We start from the raw sequence: 22927 nt of genomic DNA, 5'->3' as shown, positions 1-22927 counted from the left end.
GGACGTGGTCCGATGTGCCTGCTTTGCGACGATGAGAAGGCCTATCAGGCCTACATGAACTACCTCGACAAGATGGAGCGGCAGGGCAAGGCTGCCGATCTCAATGTCGCCGTCAATGCCGTGCTCGATGAGCTCGAGGCCGCCGCCAATGCGGCCACCAAAAAAGACGACCCGGCCAACGACAAGACCCTGTCCCCGTTCTTCTGCAGCCCGATCAATAAATGACCGATTTGACATCGCTGACGCTCGCCGAGGCCCGCAAGGGTCTCGCCGACAAGACTTTCACGTCGCTCGAACTGACCGACGCGCATCTGAACGCGATCGAAGCCGCGCGCGTGCTCAACGCCTTCGTGATGGAGACGCCGGACCAGGCGCGCAGCATGGCGCGCGAGGCGGACGCAAAGCTCGCCAACGGTGATGCGGGCCCACTCGCGGGCATCCCGCTCGGCATCAAGGACCTGTTCGCGACCAAGGGCGTGCGCACCACGGCTTGCTCAAAAATCCTCGGCAATTTCGTGCCGACCTATGAGTCCACCGTGACCTCGCAGCTCTGGCGCGACGGCGCGGTGATGCTCGGCAAGCTCAACAATGACGAGTTCGCCATGGGCTCGGCGAACGAGACCTCGTGCTTCGGTCCCGTCGGCAATCCCTGGCGGCGCGAGGGAAGCAACACGACGCTGGTGCCGGGCGGCTCGTCCGGCGGCTCGGCCTCGGCCGTGGCGGCGCTGCTCTGCATGGGCGCGACCGCGACCGACACCGGCGGCTCGATCCGCCAGCCGGCGGCGTTCACCGCGACCGTCGGCATCAAGCCGACCTATGGCCGCTGCTCGCGCTGGGGCATCGTCGCCTTTGCCTCCTCGCTCGACCAGGCAGGTCCGATCGCGCGCACAACGCGCGATGCCGCGATGCTGCTGCGCTCGATGGCCGGCCACGATCCGAAGGACACGACCTCGGTCGACATCCCGGTGCCGGACTACGAGGCCGCGATCGGCAAGTCCGTGAAGGGCATGAAGATCGGCATCCCCAGGGAGTATCGTCTCGACGGCATGCCGGCCGAAATCGAGAAACTTTGGGAAGCGGGCGCGGCCTGGCTGAAAGCCGCGGGCGCAGAGCTCGTCGAGATATCGCTGCCGCACACCAAATACGCGCTGCCGGCCTATTACATCGTGGCCCCCGCGGAAGCCTCCTCCAACCTCGCGCGCTATGACGGCGTTCGCTACGGCCTGCGCGAGCAAGCTAAGAACATCACAGAGCTCTACGAGAACACCCGCGCCGGAGGTTTTGGCGCGGAGGTGCGCCGCCGCGTCATGATCGGCACCTATGTGCTGTCGGCCGGCTATTACGACGCCTATTATTTGCGCGCCCAGAAAGTGCGCACGCTGATCAAGAAGGATTTTGAGGATAGCTTCGCCAAGGGCGTCGACGCGATCCTGACGCCGGCGACGCCGTCAGCTGCCTTCGGCATCGGCGAGAAGGGCGGCGCCGACCCCGTCGAGATGTATCTCAACGACATCTTCACGGTGACCGTGAACATGGCGGGCCTGCCGGGCATCGCCGTGCCCGCCGGCAAGGACTCGCAGGGTCTGCCGCTCGGGCTGCAGCTGATCGGCCGTCCATTCGATGAGGAGACGCTGTTCTCGCTCGGTGAGGTGATCGAGCAGGCCGCCGGCCGCTTCACGCCCGCGAGGTGGTGGTGAATGTCGCTGATTTCATCGCGAGCCTCGACGGCGCGGCGCCCGCGCCGGAGCTGAGCGCGCCGCTCACGGGTCTCTGGTGGGCGGCAAAGGGCGACTGGGACCAGGCGCACAAGATCGTTCAGGACGAGAGCAGCCGCGAGGCGGCCTGGGTGCACGCGTACTTGCACCGCGTCGAAGGCGATCTCGGCAATGCCGGCTATTGGTACCGCCAGGCCGGGCAGCCCGCAGCAAAGGATTCGCTGCAGGCGGAATGGGAGCGGATCGTCACCGCGCTGGAGGGGAGTGCGCGCACATGAGCGAGCCAGGTTTCAAGGGGGCCAAGGCGAAGCCGGAGGACCTGTTCGGCCGCTTTCGCGAGATCGTTTCCGATCCGCTCAACCTCCTGATCGAGCGCGTCCCGATGGCCGGTCTCATCGATGGCGACCAGGTCTATCTACATAACGGCCTGAAGGTCCCGGGCATCGGGCCGGGGGCGTATTACGGCCCCTTCAGCAGTGTGCTCATCATCAATCGCGGCGTCCATGAGCCGCTGGAGGAATACGTCTTCCAGGAGTTGCTGAAGCGGCTCGGCGAGGCGCCGGCGATGATCGAGCTTGGCGCCTATTGGAGCCATTATTCCATGTGGCTGAAGAGGACGCGGCCCAAGGCAGAGGTCATCCTGGTCGAGCCCGACCCCGCTTGCCTCAAGACCGGTCAGGACAATTTCGCGCGCAACGGACTGAAGGGCGAGTTCATCAAGGCCTTCGTCGGCACCGGCAAGTTCGAGGTCGACGCCTTTTTCCGGGACCGGAAGATCAAGCGCCTCGACATCCTGCATGCCGATATCCAGGCTTTCGAGGTCGAGATGTTGCAGGGCGCGGAGAGCGTGCTGAGCAAGCGCCGCGTCGATTATCTCTTCGTTGCAACTCATTCGCAGGCCCTCCACTACGACGTCGTCGATCGCCTCAAGGCGCACGGCTACCGTGTCGAGATCTCCAGCGATTTCGAAGAGCAGAGCACCTCGTTCGACGGCTTCGTGTTTGCGTCTTCGCCGGAGGTCGACGCGCTGTTCGGAGAGATCGAGGTGATGGGCCGCGGCGAGATCGCGCAACGCCGGCCGGCCGACGTGTTTCAGTCGCTGAACGGGCTTCTCGAAGCAAGCGACCGGCGCGCAGCCAACAAACGAGTTATGCCATGAACGCACCTGCCACTTCCCACAAGCTCCTCAAAGGCTCAACCGGCGATTGGGAGATGGTCATCGGCATGGAGATCCATGCCCAGGTGACCTCGAACGCGAAACTGTTCTCGGGCGCGTCCACTGCCTTCGGCGGTGAACCGAACAGCCACGTGTCGCTCGTGGACGTCGCGATGCCGGGGATGCTGCCCGTGATCAACGAGGAATGCGTCAGGCAGGCTGTCCGGACCGGGCTCGGTCTCAACGCAAAGATCAATCTGCGTTCGGTGTTCGACCGGAAAAACTATTTCTATCCGGACCTGCCGCAGGGCTACCAGATCAGCCAGTACAAGTCGCCGATCGTCGGCGAGGGCGAGGTGATCGTCGAGCTCGAGGGCGGCAGGACCGCTACCGTTGGCATCGAGCGGCTGCATCTGGAGCAGGACCCCGGCAAGATGCTGCACGACCAGTCGCCGTCGCTGTCCTTCATCGATTTCAACCGCTGCGGCGTGGCGCTGATGGAGATTGTCTCAAAGCCGGACATCCGCGACGCCGAGCAGGCCAAGGCCTATGTGGCCAAGCTGCGCTCGATCATGCGCTATCTCGGCACCTGCGACGGTGACATGGAGAAGGGAAACCTGCGCGCCGACGTCAACGTCTCCGTGCGCAAGCCCGGCGGGCCGCTCGGCACGCGCTGCGAGATCAAGAACATGAACTCGATCAATTTCATTGGCCAGGCGATCGAGTACGAGGCGCGGCGCCAGATCGAGATCATCGAGGATGGCGGCGTGATCGCGCAGGAGACGCGTCGGTTCGACCCCAACAAGGGCGAAACGCAGTCGTTGCGGTCCAAGGAAGAGGCGCACGACTACCGCTACTTCCCCGATCCCGACCTGCTGCCGCTTGAGTTCGGCCAGGAGTTCGTCGACGAGCTGAAGGCGAAGCTGCCGGAGCTGCCGGACCAGAAGAAGGCGCGCTTTGTCGCAGACTTTGGCCTGTCGGCCTATGACGCGAGCGTGCTGGTCGCCGAGCGTGAGAGCGCGGTGTTCTACGAGACGGTGCTCGACAAGCTCGCCAACCGCGCGCGCGACGGCAAGATGGCGGCGAATTGGGTGATTAATGAGCTGTTCGGCCGCCTCAACAAGGAGGGGCGGGATATTGCGGGCTCTCCGGTTGGCGCCGAGCAGCTCTCTGGGATCATCGACCTGATCGGCGAGGGCACGATCTCCGGCAAGATCGCCAAGGATCTGTTCGAGATTGTCTGGCAGGAGGGCGGCGATCCCCGTGCGCTGGTGGAAAGCCGCGGCATGAAGCAGGTGACGGATCTTTCGGCGATCGAAAAGGTTGTCGACGACATCATCGCGGCCAATCCCGACAAGGCCGCGCAGGTCAAGGACAAGCCGCAGTCGCTCGGCTGGTTCGTCGGCCAGGTGATGAAGGCGTCCGGCGGCAAAGCCAACCCGCAGAGCGTCAACGACCTGCTCAAGTCCAAGCTCGGCGTCTAGCCTCACGCGTTCGAACGAGGTGACGACATGCTTCGTCACCTCGCTTCACCTTGCGATGCGACGCCCGCGCGCGTCATCGACGGCGATCATCATCCGCTCAAGGGCGCGCAGTGCCACCGAATCGCGGCCCGCGCGATTCGCGCGAAACGGCGACTTGCAGACGATCTGACGAGCGCTTCCGCCGTTAAGCATGAAAATAATTTCGTTGCCAAAATTCACGACTCAGAGTCCGCGACTCTGCCCCGCGACGCGATCGCGCGCGTTGCAGCGCGCGTCATCGCACTGACCACGCATGATGCGCGTGCGCAGAATATTACTTGCTGCATAGGGTTTTCTTGCAATCGCTGCGCTCGCCGACGTCGATGCTGCGCGAAGCATTTGCGATTGCGGACACGTGTCTCTGCGCGCCGGCAAATCAGGCGGGGCTGGCGCACGCGCACTGCGCCGTCAACACTTCCTTAAGTCAGAAGATGTTTTTTTCGTCGTGTTGGTGTATTCGGGGTGAGTGCATTCGATCCCCGAATGCGCGCAGCGATTAAAGCCATCTCACACATCGGAGGGCAACATGGCCAAGAAAGCGAAGAAGGCGAAGAAGGCGAAGAGCGCAGTGAAGAAGACTGCGAAGAAGACCCGCAAGGTCGCGAAGAAGAAGAAGTAACTTCGCTTCTGAAGTTGCCGGCTCTTAAAGCGGCCGGCACGTCATCAGCGCCTCCCAGAGGTTCTGGTCGACGATAGAGGGTGTCGGCGAGACATCAGGTCAACGGTCGGATCGTTCTCCTTGACGATCCGGCAGAAGAAACAAGTTTTCTTCGTTCGGTGCGGTTCTCCGTAAGGGGCTCCGCAATTTCACAAGCGCCCTTCGGGCCAACGTGAAATCTGATCCTGACGTGTTCGCCGACGCCCTCGTTCTGTTGAGGCCGGGGTATTGCCGGCATTCCCTTTCCCTCACATTGCTGATCTGACCGCGACGTCGTCGCGCTGCCTCGGCCGCACTGCATGGCCGCACTGCCTTTGGGGCGGGTGAGGGCTGCGGCGAGCTGTCGCTGCGACGGCCTTCGCGCGGGCTCGGTGCAAAGCCACTGCGATCGATTCTCGCGCCTCGATCTGCGCCGGTCGGGATGACGGGCGCCGGTGCCGCCGCACGCGGCGGTGACCCGCGCCTTTCCAGCGATCCGCTCCCACAAATTGTAACCGCAGCACGCGCGCCACTGCGCGCGATGGTTATCGATGTCCCAAAATCCCAAGGTAAACCGAATCTGACGAATCGCAGAAGTGCCTGCAAAACGGGGACTTCTTGAATTCAGCGCGCGGATGGCGCGCTCGCGTTTACGTCTGCTTCATCGCGATACTTAAACTGCCATTCAAATTTGCCCGCCATCATCGCCTTCAACAAGCCGGCAAACGGCATTGGGGATGAGTTGAACAGTGCACGATCCCGGGAAGGGTCATGCACATCAGAGTTGGACGGGAGCCGCGCTCGGGGGAACGAGGCGGCATAACAAAAAGGGGATGCGTTATGTTTCAGGGTACTTTCGATATCGAGACCGCGACGCCGATCGATGCGAGCGCGCTGTCGGACGTGCTGTTCGAGCGCGGGATCTATTGGGCGAGCGGCCGCTCCGGCCTCGTCGATCTCGTCGCCGCGCACAAATGGTTCAATCTCGCCGCGCTGAAGGGCCGCAAGGACGCCGTGGCGCTGCGCCAGGAAGTCGCGGGCCAGATGTCGGATGCCGAGATCGCGGCCGCCCAGCGCGATGCGAGGGCGTGGGTTTCGGCTCACTGAGCCGGGCATCGCATCCGGCCCGTGTTCTCACGGGCGATTTGGTTGCGCTGAATCAAGCCCAGCATCGTGCCGCCGCTTCAGAACTCGTACGGCATGAACAACCCCGACAAGAATGACTCGGTCACGGGTCACAGGCTGCCGATTCAGATCGCGCCCGACGATTGCGATCTGGAACTCGGACGGCCGCACAAGACCGGCATTTTGCCGCTCACCTTTCCCTGCCGGCGCAGAGCCGGCGTCTGGTTCAATGTCTGGGCCGGCGAGGCGGTGCTGATCGCGCCCTCGCATTGGCGGATCTGGCGATCCGGCACCTAGGTGTGGGCACACATATATAAGAGAACGCGAATCGGCTGAGCTCAGCCGCGCGCGTCCTTGCGCCAAGCTTTCTGCGCCGGCGCCACGAGCTCTTCAGGTGAAAGAACCGAGCCGGGCTAGATTCCGCTGGTGGATGGCGGAGAGGGAGGGATTCGAACCCTCGATACAGCTTGAGACCGTATGACGCTTTAGCAAAGCGTTGCCTTCAGCCACTCGGCCACCTCTCCGGTGCGAGCCTTATGTATCGATTTTGTAGGCACGGTCAATTTGGAAGGGCGTGTTTGCGCTCGATTATTCCCAGCGATGTCGTAGCGGTCGGGATGAGCCATCAGAATGGCTGCCCACGGGCTGAGGATGGACGTTCAAAAGAACGGATGCTGAACAGAGCGTTTGGCGCCTGGCGCAGGGCGATTTCTCACCTTCAATCGTCTTTGATAGAGGCAAGGATTTGATTTTATTCGCAAAATTTCATTGGGGTGCCTAGTCGGCCATGGGCATTGCCCCGCTTCACTCTTTCGCCTTCGAGGCCCGAGCTGCTGACCCGAAGGACTGTTGTGCATCAGGGCAGGCCCGCGCAGAGCAAGGGACCGGGAAAGCTCCACCTCTGACAAGTGCAACGGTGCTCGGGAGCGTGTACAGGCAGCTTCTTAGTCAGGTTCCGGTTGCGCGGCGCAAGCTGTTGGCTGAGAGGTCGACGACGCGAGGACGACGCGCCTTGCCAATTGGACTGGACGAGCGCCGGCCCGGCCGGTTGCTATGCCTTCACCGGAGCGGTTGTTATGATTGAGCGGATGATCCGAGGGAGGAATGGGCTTAGCGAATGACCGCCGGCATTTTCGAGAGCCACGACACCCATCGCTTCGAGACCTACGCCTTTTCGATTGGCCCGGGAGATGACAGCGATCTGCGCAAGCGGCTGGAAGGCTCCTTCCACCGCTTCATCGATTGTCAGCACAAGACCGACAGTGACATCCTGCAGGCGATCAACGATGCGCAGATCGACATCCTCGTCGATCTCGCCGGGCATACGCAGAATGCCAGGCTGTCCCTGTTTGCCTCCGGCCCGGCGCCGATCGTCGTCAATTACCTCGGATTCGCGGGAACGTTGGGGAGCAAGGATCTCTCGCATTACATCATCGCTGATCGCGTCGTGGTGCCGGCATCGAACGACCGGTTCTTCGAAGAGAAAGTCGTGCGCTGCCCGGCAGTTTCATGCCGCGCGATGTCAGGGGGCAGGCCGTCGACCAGATCACCTGCGACAGGGCCGATCACGGTTTGCGGCTGGAATGGACGGTGTTTTGTGGTTTCAATAATGCCTACAAAATCAATCCATCCGTCTTCGGCAGCTGGATGAATATCCTCAAGCGTGTGGACCAGTCGGTGTTGTGGTTGTCCGACATGGCGGAAAACGCAAAATCCAACCTGAGAAAGGAAGCGGGACGCCGCGGTATCGATCCAGATCGCCTGGTGTTCGCTAGGCGTCTTCCATCGTCATCGGAGCATCTAGCGCGCCATCGCCTTGCCGACCTGTTCCTGGATACGCTGCCATACAACGCGCATACGACGGCCAGCGATGCGTTGTGGGCCGGTCCGCCGGTCCTGACGCAAATCGGAAATGGTTTCGCAGGCCGCGTCGCCGCGAGCTTGCTTGACGCCGCGGGCCTACCTGAACTGATCACGCGGACACGCGAGGACTATGAGGCGCTCGCGATCGAGCTGGCGCTCGACAAGCAACGGCTTCAGCTCATTCGCGACCGGCTGCGAGAAAACCGCGCGAAAACATCGCTGTTCGACGCGGCGCTCTATACCAAGCATTTAGAGGCGTCCTACGAGGCGATGTATCAAAGACACCAGGCCGGATTGCCGCCGGAGCCTATCGAAATTCAGGCGCTTGGATGAGCAAGCCGGCATAATACGCCGGCCATTGCTCACGCGAATGCGCCGCCCAGACCCGGGTTCCCCACTGCCGGGGCGGGCTTCGAGGACGCTGACGGTAAGGAGAGGGCGTTGCCTGGATGCCGGCCGTTTCGGCGGGCCGCCTGTTAGCCCAGCATCGCCTCGAGCCACTTATATGAATGTCCATCTGCTGGTGACTGGCGCCCTTTGGGCGGCTGCTGTCTCGGCCGTGCCATGCCCAGTTCGCGGCCGACCGTGTCCCGTCTTGAGTCTCCTGCCGATTCCACGATTCGACGGTGTCGTAACCGCGAAGTCGCGTTGTTCCGCGCGCGTCGCCTCAGGTGAGGAATTTCGAGGGCAAACGGAACCGGTTAAAAAACGTCAACAAAAACAATATCTTACAGAGCCGTCGCGATCACATCTGCGTGTTATTTGTGCAACACTCTCCGGGAAACGCGCTGCATATGCCCGTTTCGGTGCGTTCTCTTGTTGTGTGTGCAAGGTCGTTCGGTAATTGTGACCGAGCGACGGAGGGGGGCATCCCGAGGTCGTCCCGTTTAGGTCATTCGCTTAAGTCCCTCGCGTTCATGCGGGTGTGTCCGAAGGCGCGAAGGAGCCGAAAGCGGTGATTTAGAGGGGGTTGGGGCATTGGCCGTCCGGTCAGTGACCTTCCCTGAAGAGCAACTTGGAGGTTTAACATGAAGTTGGTTAAGAGCCTTTTGCTCGGCTCAGCGGCGGGTCTGATCGCCGTGGGCGGAGCGCAGGCGGCTGATCTGCCCGTGAAGGCCAAGGCGGTCGAATACGTGAAGATCTGCTCCCTGTACGGTGCCGGATTCTACTACATCCCGGGCACTGACACCTGCATCAAGCTGGGTGGTTACCTGCGCGCCGAAGTCGCGCTGGGCACCAACTCGGACTTCACCCTGAACCAGAACGTCTCGACCCAGGGCGCCAACGGTGCACGCAACCGTCTGACGAACTACTACACGATGCGCGCTCGTGAAGATCTCAACATCGACACGCGCACCGCGACCGAGTACGGCGTTGTCCGTACCTTCTTCGACGGCGTGTTCTCCTGGACCACCGGCAACTACGTCGGCACCGGCAGCGCGACCGGTGGCACCCAGTACAGCGGCACGCTAGGCATTAATACCCCGGTCGGTGCAGCTGCTCCGGCTCTGTTCGGCTCGGGCGGTGGCGCGGTCAACCAGACCGACGGCAACACCTCGGGCGGTTCGCTCGGCGTGTACTATGCCTTCATCCAGTTCGCCGGCTTCACCATGGGTAAGGCGGTGTCGCAGTTCGACGCGCCCTGGACCAACTATCCCGGCAACAACTTCGACGGTCTCGTCGGTGGCTCGGGCACGGTCACCGGTGTCAACCAGTTCACCTACACCGCTGACTTCGGTCAGGGCGTGACGGCAGCCTTCTCGGCTGAAGACGCCACCCAGTACTATCAGGCTGGTAACATCAACCTGACTGGCGCAACTGCGGCTGGCATTTTCGGCGGTGCTGTCGGCAGCAATGCCATCGGCGGCAGCAGGTCGCCGAACCTCGTCGGTATGGTTCGTGTCGACCAGGCTTGGGGCATGTTCCAGGCGTCGGTCGCTGCGCATGACAACCACGTCGGTTACTACGGCACGTCCGAAGTCACTGGTCACCCCGACGACAAGTGGGGCTGGGCGGTTCAGCTCGCTCTGTCGATCAAGAACATCCCGACCGGTGCGGGTGACGTGATCAACGTGTCGGCCGTCTACACCGACGGTGCGACCCGCTACAACTTCCAGAACCTCGCGGGCAGCACGTATGTGATGTACGGCAGCTCGGGCCTCGCCGGCGCTTACGGCAGCCTCGCGGCTGTCACCGCTCCGGACACCGTGTACGTCACGGGTGGCCAGCAGGAGACGATCAAGACCTGGGGCTTCCGCGGTGCTTACACGCACAACTGGGATCCCTACTGGAACACCGCGATCTACGGTGCCTACGCTCAGGCGCAGTTCGGCTCGGGGGCCAAGACCTTCCTCTGCGGCGCTGGTGGCCTGCTCACCGTCGGGCAACCTGGTCTTACGGGTTGTAACCCCGACTTCAACGTCGGGCAGGTGGGTATCATCACCCGCTGGACCCCGGTCAAGAACCTGACGTTCTCGGCCGACTTGGCCTGGACCAACATCGACCAGAAGTACACAGGTACAATTGCGGCGGGGCTGGCCGCTGTTCCCGCCAAGCCGGCTGCGACCTACGAGGTCAAGGACCAGAACTCGCTCGTTCTGCTCCTCCGCGCTCAGCGCAACTGGTAAGTTCGGTCTAACGACCTGACAGAGAGCCCCGGCGGGAAACCGCCGGGGCTTTTCTTTTGGCGAACGGGCCCGGCAATGTCAGCCGCGCCAGCGCCCCGCTTCTGTGACCGGTCGCTCGCTACGGCTCAGGTCGCGGCATCTCCGCGCTGTCTGCTTGACCCGAACCGGACCTTTGATCTGGATCAACCCGGGGGGAGTGCCGCTTCGTTTCTGTACGCCTCACCATCAGTCAACGATCCCACTATCGAAAAGCCCATATCAAGCGAAGCAACTCTTCGCATCGGTGTGAAGCAACGCAGGCCGCTGATGCACGCGCCCGGGGGGCGTCATGAATCTGGCTGATACGAAGTCGTTGTCTGGCCCCGGACAATCGTCTGAGAATCCAGTCATCCCGAAAAATCCTCGCGGTGGGCCCGAGGGCGCGAGCTACGATTCTTGTCGGCCGACCCTCAAGCTTCCGCGCAAGGTGCTTAAAGGCGGCTCGCATCTTTGCGCTCCCAACTACTGCCGCCGTTATCGTCCGGCCGCGCGTCATGCCGAGCCGATCGACACCTCAGCAAGCCATCTCGGCTTCAGGTGCATCACCAGGAAGAGGATCACATCATGAGTACAGATAGGATTCTGGAAAAGCCTGAGATGAGCACGGGATCGGTCCGCGGAGGATTGAAACGCCGCGATCTCTTGTTGAGTGGTAGTTCTCTCGTCGCTGCTTCGGCGCTCTCGGCCGTCGGATTGACGAGCCCGGCGCAGGCGCAGCAACCGGCACCAGCGCCCGCAGCGGCCGGCCAGCGGCCAAACATCGTCTTCATCATGGGTGACGACATCGGCTGGTTCAATATCGGTGCCTACCACCAGGGCATCATGGCAAGCCGGACACCGAACCTCGACAAGCTCGCCGCGGAAGGCATGCGCTTCACCGACTACTATGCCGAGGCCAGCTGCACGGCGGGCCGCGCCAACTTCATCACTGGAGAGCTGCCGATCCGTACCGGGCTTACCACGGTCGGCCAGGCAGGCTCCCCGATCGGCATGCCGGCGCAAGCGCCGACCATTGCGACCGCGCTGAAATCCATGGGGTACGCCACAGGGCAGTTCGGCAAGAACCACCTCGGCGACCTCAACGAATTCCTGCCGACCATGCACGGCTTCGACGAGTTCTTCGGCTATCTGTACCACCTCGACGCCATGGAAGACCCGGCCCACCGCAACTATCCGCAAGCGCTATTGGCCACCGTCGGTCCGCGCAACATGGTTCATTCCTGGGCGACCAACGTCGACGATCCGACGGTGCAGACGCGCTGGGGCAAGATCGGTAAGCAAAGGATCGAGGACTCCGGACCGCTTTATCCAAAGCGGATGGAGACGGTGGATGACGAAATCCTGAAGATCACGTTCGACTTCATCGACAAGGCCAAGCGGGACAACAAGCCGTTCTTCGTCTGGCTCAACCCGACGCGCATGCACGTCGTCACCCACCTGTCTGAAAAATACGAGAACATGCGCAACTCGGAAAACGGCTGGTCGGTTTCCGAGGGTGGGTTCGCCCAGCTCGACGACATCGTCGGCGCCGTCATGAAGAAGCTCAAGGACGAGGGCTTCGACGACAACACGATCGTCGCGTTTACAACGGACAACGGCGCGGAGAACTTCACCTGGCCTGATGGCGGACAGACGCCATTTGCAGGCGGCAAGGGAACGGCCATGGAAGGTGGATTTCGCGTGCCCTGCATGATCCGCTGGCCGGGCAAGGTGCCAGCGGGAAAGGTTGAGAACGGCATCATGTCCGGACTCGACTGGTTCCCGACCTTCCTCGCCGCCGCTGGCAATCCGAATATCGCCGACGAGTTGAGGAAGGGAAAGCAGTTCGGCGACAAGACCTACAAGGTCTACCTCGATGGGTACAATCAGATGGACCTGATTACCGGAAAAGGCCCGTCTGCCCGCCACTCGATCTTCTATTTCACGGAGGGCACACTGAGCGCTGTGCGCATCGACGACTTCAAATATCGCTTCACCGATCAGCCGAGCGGCTGGTTAGGCGGCACGGTCAAGGTTGATTGGCCGATCCTCACCAATATCCGCCTTGATCCCTTCGAACGGACGAACTTGCCCAACGGCGCGCAGGGGTCGTTGGCATTCTATAACTGGTTTGCTTACGAGTTCTGGCGGTTCCAGTTCGTGCAGCAGGAGGTCGGCAAGCTCGCCCAGACGGCGATCGAGTTCCCACCGATGCAGAAGGGTGCGAGCTTCAACCTGGAAGCCGTCAAGGAGCAGATCGAGAAGGCGATGCAGTCGCACGCTGGCAAGTAGGCCAAGCGGCGACGGGTGCCCCAAGCCCGGGAATGGCGCGAGCTGCCGGTCTGACCCGCGGCATCGGCAGCCCTCGGCGTACGCCGGGATTGGGAGGGCTCGCCTGAGGGGTGGGCCAGACCTTGAGAATAGTCCTTGAAGGCTCAGGCCGGACGACGGCGCATGTCCGCCGTTCGCCACCGATGCTCCCGGCAGCGAATCGAGAGTAGGGCCGTCTCTATTCGACGCTGCCGGTGCCGCGGCGCAGATCGGCCTCGATCTGCAACCGCGTGCCGCCGCCGAAGCGGGCGCGGTAGACCTGAAGGTTCTCCATGATCCGCTGCACGTAGTTGCGCGTCTCGGAGAACGGAATCAGCTCGACCCAGTCGACCGCGTCCACCTTGGGGTCGCGCGGATCGCCGTAACGGTCGATCCACTTCTTCACGCTGCCGCGGCCGGCATTGTAGGCGGCAAAGGTCATGATGTAGGAGCCGCGATAATCCTCGAGCAGGCCGCCGAGCTCGGCCGAGCCGAGCGTGGCGTTGTAGACCGAATCGTTCTTCAGCCGCGCCAGATCGTAGGTCGCCCCGTGCCGCTTGCAGACATAGCGCGCGGCGTCCGGCGTCACCTGCATCAGCCCATAGGCCTGCGCCGGCGAGACCACCGACGGGTTGAACGCGCTCTCCTGCCGCGCGATCGCGTAGACGATGCTGCGCTCGACCTCGGGGCCGATCGGCGTGAAGTGCGGAATGCCGTTGACGGGATAAGCGTAGAAATCGAACGGCAGGCCGCGGTTGAGCGCGGCCTTGCCGAGCAGCAGCATGCCGCGTGCGTCGCTGTAGCGCTGGGTGAGCTCGCCCAGGCCCGCGAGCGCTTCGGGATCGCCGTTCTCGCCCATGTCGGCGAGCAGAGGCACGGCGAGCTCGCGCTCGTCGAGTTCGTAGAGCAGCTGCGCGGCGCGCACGATCTCCAGCCGCTCGGCGCCGCGGCCGCGCGGCTGGCTGTTGAGCTCGATCTGGGGCAGGCCGAGCTTGGCGCGTGCGAGCTGGCCGTAATAGCTGGTCGATTGCTCGGCCGCGCGGGCATAGGCGTTGCGCGCCTCTTGTTGACGGCCCGCGGCCTCCGCGGCGCGGCCCTGCCAATAGCCGGCGCGCGCCAGCGTGGTCGGATTGGCGCTGCCGACGCCGATGCGGGCGAAATGCTGGGCGGCGGTCGCGGGGTCGTTGAGGAAGCGCAGCGCGATCCAGCCGGCGGTGAATTCCTGCTCGGTCTTGTAGATGTCGCGCGAGGGCAGGGCCGCATCGCGCGCAATCAGATAGGCGCTGCGGAATTCCTCGGTGTCGATCATCTTGCGTGACAGGAGGCGCCGCTCGATCCACCATTCGTCGAGATTGTAGAGCCGGCCCGGGTCCTTCGGTGCCGACAGCATCAGCTGGGCGGCTTCCGCAAACTTCTCCTCGCGGCGCAACAGCTGGATCTTGCTGAAGATGAAGCCGGGATCGTTGTGCAGCTCGCGCGGCACGGCGTCGAGCAGCGCGCGTGCGTTCGGTGCTTTCTTGACGGCGGCGATGCGGGCCTTGGCCAGCGCGACATAACCGGCGCCTAGGCGCTTGGCCGCGCGCATCGCGGCCTCGTTCTCGCTGCCGTAGAGCAGCGTATCCATCCGTGCCTTCTGATCGCCCGGCGTCACCAGCGCGCCGAACTGGTCGAGCGCGTTGTTCTCGGTCTCTTCCGACATCGGATCGCTGCGCCAGGCCTCGCGCACCAGCCGCTCGGCATTGGCCCGGTCGCCGCGCGCCAGCATCGCCTTGGCGAGCGTGAAGCGGCCCTTGGCGGAGATCGGCGACTCGTTCTCGAACCAGGACCAGGCAACGGAATCGTCGCGCCTGTCGTCCCACATCGCGGCCTCGAGGCGGCGGCGCAGGAAAGTCTGCGACGGCCAGCTCGGATTGGCGGAGAGGAAGGCGCGGTAGCGCTCGACGCTCGCGCCATTGTCCTCGCTGCGCAGGATGATCCATTCCGCGAGTTTTCGCGCGACGGGATCTGAGATCGAGGCGGCGTAATTGCTGGCATCGCCGGCCTTACGCTTGCGCACGAGCTCGATGACGGTCTCCAGCGTGTCCTTGTCTGCCTGCGACGTCGAGGAGGTCGCAGCGACCGCGGCCGGCGTCACCGGCTTGCGCGGCGCAGCATGCTGGCGCGTCGCAGGAGCAAGCACGGGCGCAGCGATCGGTTTGACGGGCGCGGGGGCAGTCGGCCTGATCGTGGCTGTCGCGGCCGGCGCAGGTGCGGCTTTGGGCGACGAGGTGCCGGCACTCGGCGTTGATTTCGGTGCGGACGCCGCTGCAGCGGCAGGCTTGGGCTTGTCCTTGGGCTTGTCCTTCGCGGGTTCCCTGCCGGCGCTCTTGCCTGCATCCTTGGTCGGCTTCTTCGCGGCATCCTTGGCCGGGGCGGTCGCCGCACCCTTGCTCGCGCCCTTGGCTGTGTCCTTCGAACTGTTCTTGCCGGTTCCCTTGTCTGGTCCTTTGGCAGGTGCCTTCGGACTGTCCTTGGCGACGGGCTTAGCAGTGTCCTTGGCGGTGTCCTTGGTTCCGTCCGCGGTCGTCTCGTTGGACTTGGCGAGAGCGGCGCAGCCGACCGACAGCCCTGCCGTCAGGCACAGAACCAGACCAATGGATCGCCACATGGCACACGGAAGGGAGATCACGGCGTTTCGTCGCCCCCGAATCAGTCAGTTGGCTCAAGATCTAGCTGTATTTGATTGAATATGCGGACAAAATACCAACAGCCGCTTACCTCCGCCCGATTTGCACCAGCACCGCGGCAAAATCGCGGCCTAAACGGTGCGTCCCGCGGAAGCAGGTCTTTTACCGGCGGGATAGACCCGATATGTATGGGCTTGCTCTCAAGAGATCGCCGCGTACGGAGGAAGTCCATGGCAGCCAAGACGAAATTCCGGGGGTCGTTCACCGCCTTGGTCACGCCGTTCAAGAACGGCTCGCTGGATGAGGCGGCGTTCCGCTCGCTGGTCAACTGGCAGATCTCCGAGGGCACCAACGGCCTCGTCCCGGTCGGCACCACCGGCGAGAGCCCGACGCTGAACCATGACGAGCACAAGAAGGTGGTCGAATGGTGCATCGCTGAAGCCAAGGGCCGCGTGCCCGTCGTTGCGGGCGCCGGCTCCAACTCGACCAAAGAGGCGATCGAGCTCTCCCAGCACGCCGAGAAGGCGGGCGCGGACGCCGTGCTGGTCGTCACGCCCTACTACAACAAGCCGACCCAGGAAGGCCTCTACCAGCACTTTAAGGCGATCAACGACGCGATCGGGATTCCGATCATCATCTACAACATTCCGCCGCGCTCGGTGATCGACATGTCGGTCGACACCATGAAGCGGCTGTGGGAGCTGAAGAACATTGCAGGCGTCAAGGACGCAACCGCCAGCATGGTGCGCGTGTCGCAGCAGCGCGCGGCGATGGGAGAGGATTTCAACCAGCTCTCGGGCGAGGATGCCACCATCCTCGGCTACATGGCCCATGGCGGCCACGGCTGCATCTCGGTGACCTCGAACGTCGCGCCGCGCCTGTGCGCGGAGTTCCACGCCGCCTGGCAGAAGGGCGACACCAAGGCAGCGCTCGCGATCCACGACAAGCTGATGCCGCTGCACAACAACCTGTTCATCGAGAGCAATCCGGCGCCGATCAAGTACGCGATGTCGCTGCTCGGCAAGTTCGACGAGACGCTGCGGCTGCCGATGGTTCCGGTCTCCGAACCGACCCGCGCCGCGGTGCGCAGCGCCATGGTGCATGCCGGCCTGATCAATTGACGCGGTGACAATTCGGGGGAGCCGTCCATGAGCGCCGACGAAAAGGGCAGGCAGATGCTCAAGGAGTTCCGCGAATTCGCCATGAAGGGCAACGTCGTCGACCTCGCGGTCGGCGTCATCATCGGTGCGGCCTTCGGCGCCATCGTCACGTCGCTGGTCGGCGACATCATCATGCCAATCATTGGTGCGGCGACCGGCGGCCTCGACTTCTCGAACTACTTCGTCCCCTTGTCGAAGACCGTGACCGCCACCAACTTAGCGGATGCGAAAAAGCAAGGCGCGGTCCTTGCTTACGGTAGCTTCCTGACGCTGACGATCAACTTCATCATCATCGCCTTCGTGCTGTTCCTGGTGATCCGCGCCATGAACACGTTAAAGCGCAAGGAAGAGACCAAGCCCGCGGAGCCGCCGAAGCCGGCGGAAGAGGTCGTGCTGCTGACCGAGATCCGCGATCTCCTCAAGAAGTGACGCACGCACTTCACCCAAACTGTTAGCTTTGCTGCCCATCTCGATCAGGTTTGACTCCAGGTTTCACTCGCATGGCCGATAAGAACGAACGTCCGATCAAGGTCATGGCGGAAAATCGCAAGGCCCGCTTCAACTATGCGATCGAGGACACGATCGAAGCGGGCATTGCGCTGACCGGCACCGAGGTGAAGTCGATCCGCAACGGCAAGAGCACGATCGCCGAGTCCTACGCGGACTCGAAGAACGGCGAGATCTGGCTGATCAACGCCACCATTCCCGAATATCTCCAGGGCAACCGCTTCAACCACGAGCCGAAGCGGCCGCGAAAGCTGCTGCTGCATCGCAGGCAGATCAACAAGCTGATGGGCGCGGTCGATCGCGAGGGCATGACGCTGATCCCGCTCAAGCTTTACTTCAACGAGCGCGGACGGGCCAAGCTGCAGCTTGCGGTTGCAAAGGGCAAGAAGCTGCACGACAAGCGCGAGAGCGAGAAGAAGCGCGACTGGAGCCGCGAAAAGGGCCGCTTGATGCGGGCGAGGGGATAGCGTCTAGAGGATAGCGGCAAGAGGACGGGATGTCTCAGAAGAACCTGCTCGAGGTCGATTGGAGCCAAATTCCCGCGCCGGCCGACGACGGCGGCGCTGCGCACCTCAAGGGCATGACGCTGCCGGCGATCACCCTGCTCGCGACCGACGATACGTCAGTCACGCTGTCGGCGCTGTCAGGCCGAACCGTGGTGTTCGCCTATCCGCGCACCGGCGAGCCCGGCAAGATCGCGCTGGTCGACGATTGGGACATGATCCCGGGCGCACGCGGCTGCACGCCGCAGACCTGCGCTTTCCGCGATCTGTTCGCCGAGCTGAAGGCGGCCGGCGCCTCGCAAGTGTTCGGCCTCTCGACCCAGAGCAACGAATACCAGACCGAGATGGCCTCGCGGCTGCATCTGCCGTTCCCCGTGCTCTCGGACGAGAAACTGGCGCTCACGCGCGCCCTGAAGCTGCCGACCATGGAGGTCGCAGGGCTGACGCTGATCAAGCGCCTCGCGCTGATCATCGACGATGCCCGCATCACGCACGTGTTCTATCCGGTGTTCCCGCCCGACCGGAACGCCGGCGATGTGCTGGACTGGCTGAAGGCGCATCCCGCCAAGGGATAGTGGTTAGTCGAGATCCGCCTTCACCTTCGCGAACACGGACCGGAACATGTCAGGCGTCAGCACGCCGGTGTTCGTGTTGTAGCGCGAGCAGTGATAGCTGTCGTAGAGCCTGAGCGCGCCGGCCTGATGCACGGCGCCGTGGCCGAACGGGGCCTGCGAGCCTTTCAGACTCAGCGGCTTGAGCACGGTGTCGTGCGCAATCCGTCCGAGCGCGACGATCGCGCGCAGGTTCGGCATGGTCGCGAGGTTGGCGGCGAGAAACTGGCGGCAGGTGTTGATCTCAACCGGCAGCGGCTTGTTCTGCGGCGGAACGCAATGCACGGCATTGGCGATCCGGCAGTCGATCAGCTTGAGACCGTCATCGGGACGGGCCTGATAGCTGCCCTTGGCAAAGCCGTATTCGAGCAGCGTGGCGTAGAGCAGGTCGCCGGCATAGTCGCCGGTGAAGGGGCGGCCGGTGCGGTTGGCGCCCTGCATTCCCGGGGCGAGGCCGACGATCAGCAGGCGCGCCTTGATGTCGCCGAAGGGCGGGACCGGCGCGTTGTGCCATAACGGCTCGCGCGCCCGATTCGCCTCGCGAAAGGCGACCAAGCGCGGACAGAGCGAACAATCACGGTTGGGGACGACGGTGAGAGGCTGGCGGCTCGACCGGGCCGCCTCACTCCTCGAAGTCGTCATCGCCCCTCGGCGCCATCGTGGTTGCGCGCTGGAGGAATTGCGGGGCGTGGTGGCGTCCCTCGCCACGCTCGCCGCGGTCACGCGGGGCGGGGCGTTCGGACGGGTCGCGGCCGAGCTTGGACTGGAGCTCGACGAGGTCGGTGAAGACGTCGGCCTGGCGGCGCAGCTCGTCGGCGATCATCGGCGGCTGGCTGGCGATGGTGGAGACCACGGTGACCCGCACGCCGCGGCGCTGGACGGCCTCGACCAGGGAGCGGAAGTCGCCGTCACCAGAGAACAGCACCATCTGGTCGATGTGCTCGGCGAGCTCCATGGCATCCACCGCGAGCTCGATGTCCATGTTGCCCTTGACCTTGCGGCGGCCGGAGGCGTCGATGAATTCCTTGGTCGCCTTGGTGACGACGGTGTAGCCGTTGTAATCCAGCCAGTCGATCAGCGGGCGGATCGAGGAGTATTCCTGATCCTCGATGATGGCGGTGTAGTAGAACGCCCGCAGCAGCGTCCCGCGGCTCTGAAACTCCTTCAGCAGGCGCTTGTAATCGATGTCGAAGCCCAGGGTTTTCGCGGTGGCGTAGAGATTGGCCCCATCGATGAAGAGCGCGATCTTGTTGGTAGGGGAAGGTGACATTCAGTTGCTCGCGTAGTGTTCGTGATTGATCGTTTATTGTTGGCGCGGCGGCAGCACGCCGCGCACTTCTAAAGTGCTGCCGAAGCCCGTCGAAACCGCAAATCCGGAGAAGTCGGGGCAATCAAGGTATAGTTATGGCGATCGTGCATACACCCGGCGCTGCCCCGTCCGACAGCCCGGAAAATCACTCGACCCAGCCCCAATGTGGGGGTAGCAGAGCCGTTTGGCGAGGCCAAATCACAATTTGGCCTTGCGAAACCGCCCCGGCCCCTATAACTAGCCCCGATCATCCACATATTTCGTCCCACCCACAACGGAGCGACAGTCCATGGCTCGCGTCACCGTAGAAGATTGTATCGACAAGGTCGACAACCGGTTTGACCTGGTCCTGCTGGCGGCCCACCGTGCCCGCATGATTTCGTCCGGTTCACAACTAACGGTTGACCGCGATAACGACAAGAACCCTGTTGTGTCTTTGCGCGAAATTGCCGACACGACCATCTCGCCGGAGGACCTCCGCGAGGAGCTGGTGCACTCGCTCCAGAAGTTCGTCGAGGTCGACGAGCCCGAGCCGGACACCGTGCCGCTGATCGGTTCCGCCGGCGCCAGCGTCGATGCGGACGATACCGAAGTTGCCGTCGAACGCATGACCGAAGAGGAGCTCCTGAAGGGTCTCGAAGGCCTCGCGCCGCCTGAGGAGCAGCCCGAGGAAGACGAGTAGATCGTCCCATCGCAGTCATCGACTTCTTGTGATCTTATCAAAGGCCCGAACCGTTGTTCGGGCCTTTGCTTTTGTTGGCGTTTTCGTGGTTACCATAGCGTTGCCGGTTCGCGCCGCGGCCTGTCCTCGAATTGATCGGGACGCGCGCGGGATCGGAGCTAAGATGTATACAACGGGCTCTCTCGTGGTCCGTTCGAAGGCAGGATGGCATGGTGTATCGGCGCCGCAGACCAACGCAGATGCTGGCCGCAACCGAATCGGTTGCCGTGGCCCCGACTGCGCCGGTGGCCCGTCCAGCCAAGCCCCGCGCGCGCATGATGCGTCAATATGACCTCGTCGAGCGCGTCAGGTCCTACAATCCCAACACCAACGAAGACCTGCTGAACCGCGCCTATGTCTACGCCATGAAGGCGCATGGCTCGCAGACCCGCGCCTCGGGCGATCCCTACTTCTCGCACCCGCTCGAAGTGGCGGCGATCCTCACCGACCTCAAGCTCGACGACGCCACCATCGTCGCCGCGCTGCTGCACGACACGATCGAGGACACCGAGGCGACGCGGGCCGAGATCGACCAGATCTTCGGCCCGGAGATCGGCGCGCTGGTCGAGGGCCTGACCAAGCTGAAGCGGCTGGAGCTGGTGTCGCGCGAGGCCAAGCAGGCCGAGAACCTGCGCAAATTGTTGCTCGCGATCGCCGACGATGTCCGCGTGCTGCTGGTGAAGCTCGCTGACCGCCTGCACAACATGCGCACGCTCGATTTCGTGCCGACCGAATCGCGCCGCCGCATCGCCGAGGAGACGCTCGACATCTATGCGCCGCTCGCCGGGCGCATGGGCATGCAGGAGATGCGCGAGGAGCTGGAGGACTTGTCGTTCCGCACCCTCGATCCCGAAGCCTATTCGGTCGTGATGCAGCGGCTGGACGCGCTGGCCGAGCGCAACCGCAATCTGATCGGCGAGATCGAGGACCAGCTCTCCAACAATCTGCGCCATCGCGGCTTGGGGGCGCGGGTCTATGGCCGGCGCAAGAAGCCATTCTCGATCTGGACCAAGATGGAGCGCAAGTCGGTCGGCTTCGAGCAATTGTCCGACATCTTCGGCTTTCGCCTCGTCGTCAACGACATCGAGTCCTGCTATCGCGCGCTCGGCATCGTACACACCACCTGGCCGGTCGTGCCGGGACGCTTCAAGGACTACATCTCGACGCCGAAGCAGAACGACTACCGCTCGATCCACACCACCGTGATCGGGCCCGGCAACCAGCGCGTCGAGCTCCAGATCCGCACCGAAGCGATGGACCAGATCGCCGAGCGCGGCATCGCCGCGCACGTGTTCTACAAGGAGGGCGTCGGTTCGCCGACCGAGTTCCTCAAGCGCGAGTCCAACGCGTTCGCCTGGCTGCGCCACACCATCGGCATCCTCTCGGAGAGTGCCAATCCGGAAGAATTCCTTGAGCACACCAAGCTCGAGCTGTTCCACGACCAGGTGTTCTGCTTCACCCCCAAGGGCAAGCTGATCGCGCTGCCGCGCCATGCCAACGTGATCGACTTCGCCTATGCGGTGCACACCGACGTCGGCAACAGCGCTGTGGGGTGCAAGATCAACGGCAAGTTCGCGCCGCTGTCCTCGGAGCTCCAGAACGGCGACGAGGTCGAGGTGCTGACCTCGGAAGCGCAATCGGCGCCGCCATCGGCCTGGGAGACGCTCGCGGTCACCGGCAAGGCGCGCGCCGCGATCCGCCGCGCCACGCGCACCGCCGTGCGCGATCAATATGCCGGTCTCGGCCGCCGCATCGTCGAGCGCCTGTTTGAGCGCGCCAAGATCGAATATGCCGACGACAAGCTCAAGGGCGCGCTGCCGCGGCTGGCGCGCACCTCGATCGAAGACGTCATGGCAGCGGTGGGGCGCGGCGAGATCAAGGCCTCCAACGTCGCACGCGCGATGTACCCCGACTACAAGGAGGAGCGCGTCGCACGCTATGGCGTCAAGAAGGGCCTTGCCGCCAAGCTCAAGGACAAATCGTCCGAGCCGCCGCGCAGCCCGGTCGCGATCCCGATCCGCGGCATCAATTCCGACCTGCCGGTGAAGTTCGCGCCGAACGGCGGCGCCGTGCCGGGCGACCGCATCGTCGGCATCGTCACGCCGGGCGAGGGCATCACGATCTATCCGATCCAGGCGCCCGCGCTGAAGGATTTCGAGGAGGAGCCGGAGCGCTGGCTGGACGTCCGCTGGGACATCGAGGACACCGCGCCGCAGCGCTTCCCGGCCCGCATCAAGGTCGAGAACGTCAACGAGCCCGGCGCGCTGGCGCAGATCGCGACCGTGATCGCCGAGCACGACGGCAACATCGACAATATCAGCATGCAGCGCCGCTCGCCCGATTTCACGGAAACGACGATCGATCTCGAAGTCTACGACCTCAAGCATCTGAGCGCAATTCTGGCCCAGCTCCGTGCCAAGGCGGTCGTTGCCAAAGTCGAACGTGTTAATGGATGACTCGTCGTCGCCGGGCTTGA

The 22927-nt window shown here is 63.4% G+C and carries 21 protein-coding genes, 1 tRNA gene and 1 pseudogene; 18 read left to right on the top strand and 5 right to left on the bottom strand.

What is annotated here, in order from left to right; translation table 11 throughout:
• Positions 1 to 12: 12 nt before the first annotated feature.
• The 5 genes from WN72_RS27685 to gatB are packed head-to-tail and all read left to right on the top strand — an operon-like array spanning position 13 to position 4355.
• Positions 13 to 225, top strand: coding sequence for a hypothetical protein (locus WN72_RS27685; protein ID WP_092218829.1), 213 nt, complete (start codon positions 13 to 15; stop codon positions 223 to 225).
• Positions 222 to 1697: an Asp-tRNA(Asn)/Glu-tRNA(Gln) amidotransferase subunit GatA gene (gene gatA, locus WN72_RS27680; RefSeq protein ID WP_092218827.1), complete on the top strand. Its 1476-nt coding sequence runs from the start codon at positions 222 to 224 to the stop codon at positions 1695 to 1697. The genes WN72_RS27685 and gatA overlap by 4 nt, the downstream gene beginning before the upstream one ends.
• Entirely contained in the window at positions 1688 to 1993 is a 306-nt protein-coding gene (locus WN72_RS27675; protein WP_092218825.1) for a hypothetical protein, read from the top strand. Before gatA ends, WN72_RS27675 begins: the two co-directional genes overlap by 10 nt.
• Positions 1990 to 2874 carry an FkbM family methyltransferase gene (locus WN72_RS27670; RefSeq protein WP_092218823.1) on the top strand — a complete coding sequence of 295 codons (885 nt, stop codon included), beginning with the start codon at positions 1990 to 1992 and terminating at the stop codon, positions 2872 to 2874. The genes WN72_RS27675 and WN72_RS27670 overlap by 4 nt, the downstream gene beginning before the upstream one ends.
• The gene (gatB, locus tag WN72_RS27665) at positions 2871 to 4355 is read left to right on the top strand and encodes an Asp-tRNA(Asn)/Glu-tRNA(Gln) amidotransferase subunit GatB (RefSeq protein WP_027559614.1); all 1485 of its coding nucleotides are present in this window, start codon (positions 2871 to 2873) and stop codon (positions 4353 to 4355) included. The genes WN72_RS27670 and gatB overlap by 4 nt, the downstream gene beginning before the upstream one ends.
• A 45-nt stretch (positions 4356 to 4400) precedes the next feature.
• Here gatB and WN72_RS27660 read toward each other — a convergent pair whose 3' ends face one another.
• Positions 4401 to 4574: a hypothetical protein gene (locus tag WN72_RS27660; RefSeq protein WP_167381080.1), complete on the bottom strand. Its 174-nt coding sequence runs from the start codon at positions 4572 to 4574 to the stop codon at positions 4401 to 4403.
• Between the two features lie 1297 nt (positions 4575 to 5871).
• Here WN72_RS27660 and WN72_RS27655 point away from each other — a divergent pair.
• On the top strand, positions 5872 to 6138 hold the full coding sequence (locus tag WN72_RS27655) for a hypothetical protein (RefSeq protein ID WP_027559612.1): 267 nt from the start codon (positions 5872 to 5874) through the stop codon (positions 6136 to 6138).
• A 93-nt stretch (positions 6139 to 6231) separates the two neighbouring features.
• A complete protein-coding gene (locus WN72_RS27650) occupies positions 6232 to 6453 on the top strand; it encodes a hypothetical protein (protein WP_092218883.1) in 222 nt (73 codons plus the stop codon).
• 134 nt (positions 6454 to 6587) lie between these two features.
• On the opposite strand, the gene WN72_RS27645 is transcribed toward WN72_RS27650, so the two are convergent.
• Positions 6588 to 6680: transfer RNA gene (locus tag WN72_RS27645), tRNA-Ser, on the bottom strand.
• Positions 6681 to 7273: 593 nt separating this feature from the next.
• On the opposite strand from WN72_RS27645, the gene WN72_RS27640 reads away from it, so the two are divergent.
• The 5 genes and pseudogenes from WN72_RS27640 (at position 7274) to WN72_RS27620 (ending at position 12956) form a co-directional block, all read left to right on the top strand.
• A complete protein-coding gene (locus WN72_RS27640; protein ID WP_092218821.1) occupies positions 7274 to 7807 on the top strand; it encodes an O-linked N-acetylglucosamine transferase family protein in 534 nt (177 codons plus the stop codon).
• Positions 7747 to 8352, top strand: a complete 606-nt coding sequence (locus WN72_RS27635) for an O-linked N-acetylglucosamine transferase family protein (protein ID WP_244553931.1) — start codon at positions 7747 to 7749, stop codon at positions 8350 to 8352. The genes WN72_RS27640 and WN72_RS27635 overlap by 61 nt, the downstream gene beginning before the upstream one ends.
• A 695-nt stretch (positions 8353 to 9047) precedes the next feature.
• Positions 9048 to 10646 (top strand): porin, encoded by a 1599-nt coding sequence (locus WN72_RS27630; RefSeq protein ID WP_027559609.1) that lies wholly within the window; start codon positions 9048 to 9050, stop codon positions 10644 to 10646.
• Positions 10647 to 11034: 388 nt separating this feature from the next.
• A pseudogene (locus WN72_RS27625) lies at positions 11035 to 11253 on the top strand (SUMF1/EgtB/PvdO family nonheme iron enzyme); the annotation flags it as partial.
• A gap of 29 nt (positions 11254 to 11282) precedes the next feature.
• Positions 11283 to 12956: an arylsulfatase gene (locus WN72_RS27620; protein WP_167381085.1), complete on the top strand. Its 1674-nt coding sequence runs from the start codon at positions 11283 to 11285 to the stop codon at positions 12954 to 12956.
• Between the two features lie 217 nt (positions 12957 to 13173).
• On the opposite strand, the gene WN72_RS27615 is transcribed toward WN72_RS27620, so the two are convergent.
• On the bottom strand, positions 13174 to 15621 hold the full coding sequence (locus tag WN72_RS27615; RefSeq protein ID WP_167381078.1) for a lytic transglycosylase domain-containing protein: 2448 nt from the start codon (positions 15619 to 15621) through the stop codon (positions 13174 to 13176).
• A 249-nt stretch (positions 15622 to 15870) separates the two neighbouring features.
• On the opposite strand from WN72_RS27615, the gene dapA reads away from it, so the two are divergent.
• The 4 genes from dapA to WN72_RS27595 all read left to right on the top strand — a co-directional run bounded on the left by dapA (position 15871) and on the right by WN72_RS27595 (position 18385).
• On the top strand, positions 15871 to 16761 hold the full coding sequence (gene dapA / locus WN72_RS27610; protein WP_027559607.1) for a 4-hydroxy-tetrahydrodipicolinate synthase: 891 nt from the start codon (positions 15871 to 15873) through the stop codon (positions 16759 to 16761).
• Positions 16762 to 16815: 54 nt separating this feature from the next.
• Positions 16816 to 17229 carry a large conductance mechanosensitive channel protein MscL gene (gene mscL / locus WN72_RS27605; protein WP_027559606.1) on the top strand — a complete coding sequence of 138 codons (414 nt, stop codon included), beginning with the start codon at positions 16816 to 16818 and terminating at the stop codon, positions 17227 to 17229.
• Positions 17230 to 17300: 71 nt separating this feature from the next.
• Positions 17301 to 17774, top strand: coding sequence for an SsrA-binding protein SmpB (gene smpB / locus WN72_RS27600; RefSeq protein WP_024341117.1), 474 nt, complete (start codon positions 17301 to 17303; stop codon positions 17772 to 17774).
• 29 nt (positions 17775 to 17803) lie between these two features.
• On the top strand, positions 17804 to 18385 hold the full coding sequence (locus tag WN72_RS27595; protein WP_092218812.1) for a peroxiredoxin: 582 nt from the start codon (positions 17804 to 17806) through the stop codon (positions 18383 to 18385).
• Between the two features lie 3 nt (positions 18386 to 18388).
• Here WN72_RS27595 and WN72_RS27590 read toward each other — a convergent pair whose 3' ends face one another.
• A complete protein-coding gene (locus WN72_RS27590; protein WP_092218811.1) occupies positions 18389 to 19063 on the bottom strand; it encodes a uracil-DNA glycosylase in 675 nt (224 codons plus the stop codon).
• Positions 19044 to 19691 (bottom strand): LabA-like NYN domain-containing protein, encoded by a 648-nt coding sequence (locus tag WN72_RS27585; RefSeq protein WP_018644573.1) that lies wholly within the window; start codon positions 19689 to 19691, stop codon positions 19044 to 19046. The genes WN72_RS27590 and WN72_RS27585 overlap by 20 nt, the downstream gene beginning before the upstream one ends.
• A 328-nt stretch (positions 19692 to 20019) precedes the next feature.
• On the opposite strand from WN72_RS27585, the gene rpoZ reads away from it, so the two are divergent.
• Together rpoZ and WN72_RS27575 are read left to right on the top strand one after the other, a co-directional pair.
• Positions 20020 to 20412, top strand: a complete 393-nt coding sequence (gene rpoZ, locus WN72_RS27580; RefSeq protein ID WP_008133017.1) for a DNA-directed RNA polymerase subunit omega — start codon at positions 20020 to 20022, stop codon at positions 20410 to 20412.
• A 209-nt stretch (positions 20413 to 20621) separates the two neighbouring features.
• Positions 20622 to 22907 carry a RelA/SpoT family protein gene (locus tag WN72_RS27575; protein WP_027559603.1) on the top strand — a complete coding sequence of 762 codons (2286 nt, stop codon included), beginning with the start codon at positions 20622 to 20624 and terminating at the stop codon, positions 22905 to 22907.
• Positions 22908 to 22927: the final 20 nt, after the last annotated feature.

Source organism: Bradyrhizobium arachidis, from assembly GCF_015291705.1.
Lineage (GTDB): Bacteria > Pseudomonadota > Alphaproteobacteria > Rhizobiales > Xanthobacteraceae > Bradyrhizobium > Bradyrhizobium arachidis.
Note: the sequence above shows the minus strand (reverse complement) of the source record. Positions and strands in the feature narration are given on the sequence as shown.

What these genes read in the sequence shown, in the direction of transcription:
- WN72_RS27685 (WP_092218829.1), top strand. Translation starts at nt 13, where the DNA reads ATGTGCCTGCTTTGCGACGATGAGAAGGCCTATCAGGCCTACATGAAC.
- gatA (WP_092218827.1), top strand. Translation starts at nt 222, where the DNA reads ATGACCGATTTGACATCGCTGACGCTCGCCGAGGCCCGCAAGGGTCTC.
- WN72_RS27670 (WP_092218823.1), top strand. Translation starts at nt 1,990, where the DNA reads ATGAGCGAGCCAGGTTTCAAGGGGGCCAAGGCGAAGCCGGAGGACCTG.
- gatB (WP_027559614.1), top strand. Translation starts at nt 2,871, where the DNA reads ATGAACGCACCTGCCACTTCCCACAAGCTCCTCAAAGGCTCAACCGGC.
- WN72_RS27655 (WP_027559612.1), top strand. Translation starts at nt 5,872, where the DNA reads ATGTTTCAGGGTACTTTCGATATCGAGACCGCGACGCCGATCGATGCG.
- WN72_RS27650 (WP_092218883.1), top strand. Translation starts at nt 6,232, where the DNA reads ATGAACAACCCCGACAAGAATGACTCGGTCACGGGTCACAGGCTGCCG.
- WN72_RS27640 (WP_092218821.1), top strand. Translation starts at nt 7,274, where the DNA reads ATGACCGCCGGCATTTTCGAGAGCCACGACACCCATCGCTTCGAGACC.
- WN72_RS27630 (WP_027559609.1), top strand. Translation starts at nt 9,048, where the DNA reads ATGAAGTTGGTTAAGAGCCTTTTGCTCGGCTCAGCGGCGGGTCTGATC.
- WN72_RS27620 (WP_167381085.1), top strand. Translation starts at nt 11,283, where the DNA reads ATGAGCACGGGATCGGTCCGCGGAGGATTGAAACGCCGCGATCTCTTG.
- WN72_RS27615 (WP_167381078.1), bottom strand. Translation starts at nt 15,621, where the DNA reads ATGTGGCGATCCATTGGTCTGGTTCTGTGCCTGACGGCAGGGCTGTCG.
- dapA (WP_027559607.1), top strand. Translation starts at nt 15,871, where the DNA reads ATGGCAGCCAAGACGAAATTCCGGGGGTCGTTCACCGCCTTGGTCACG.
- mscL (WP_027559606.1), top strand. Translation starts at nt 16,816, where the DNA reads ATGCTCAAGGAGTTCCGCGAATTCGCCATGAAGGGCAACGTCGTCGAC.
- smpB (WP_024341117.1), top strand. Translation starts at nt 17,301, where the DNA reads ATGGCCGATAAGAACGAACGTCCGATCAAGGTCATGGCGGAAAATCGC.
- WN72_RS27595 (WP_092218812.1), top strand. Translation starts at nt 17,804, where the DNA reads ATGTCTCAGAAGAACCTGCTCGAGGTCGATTGGAGCCAAATTCCCGCG.
- WN72_RS27590 (WP_092218811.1), bottom strand. Translation starts at nt 19,063, where the DNA reads ATGACGACTTCGAGGAGTGAGGCGGCCCGGTCGAGCCGCCAGCCTCTC.
- WN72_RS27585 (WP_018644573.1), bottom strand. Translation starts at nt 19,691, where the DNA reads ATGTCACCTTCCCCTACCAACAAGATCGCGCTCTTCATCGATGGGGCC.
- rpoZ (WP_008133017.1), top strand. Translation starts at nt 20,020, where the DNA reads ATGGCTCGCGTCACCGTAGAAGATTGTATCGACAAGGTCGACAACCGG.
- WN72_RS27575 (WP_027559603.1), top strand. Translation starts at nt 20,622, where the DNA reads ATGGTGTATCGGCGCCGCAGACCAACGCAGATGCTGGCCGCAACCGAA.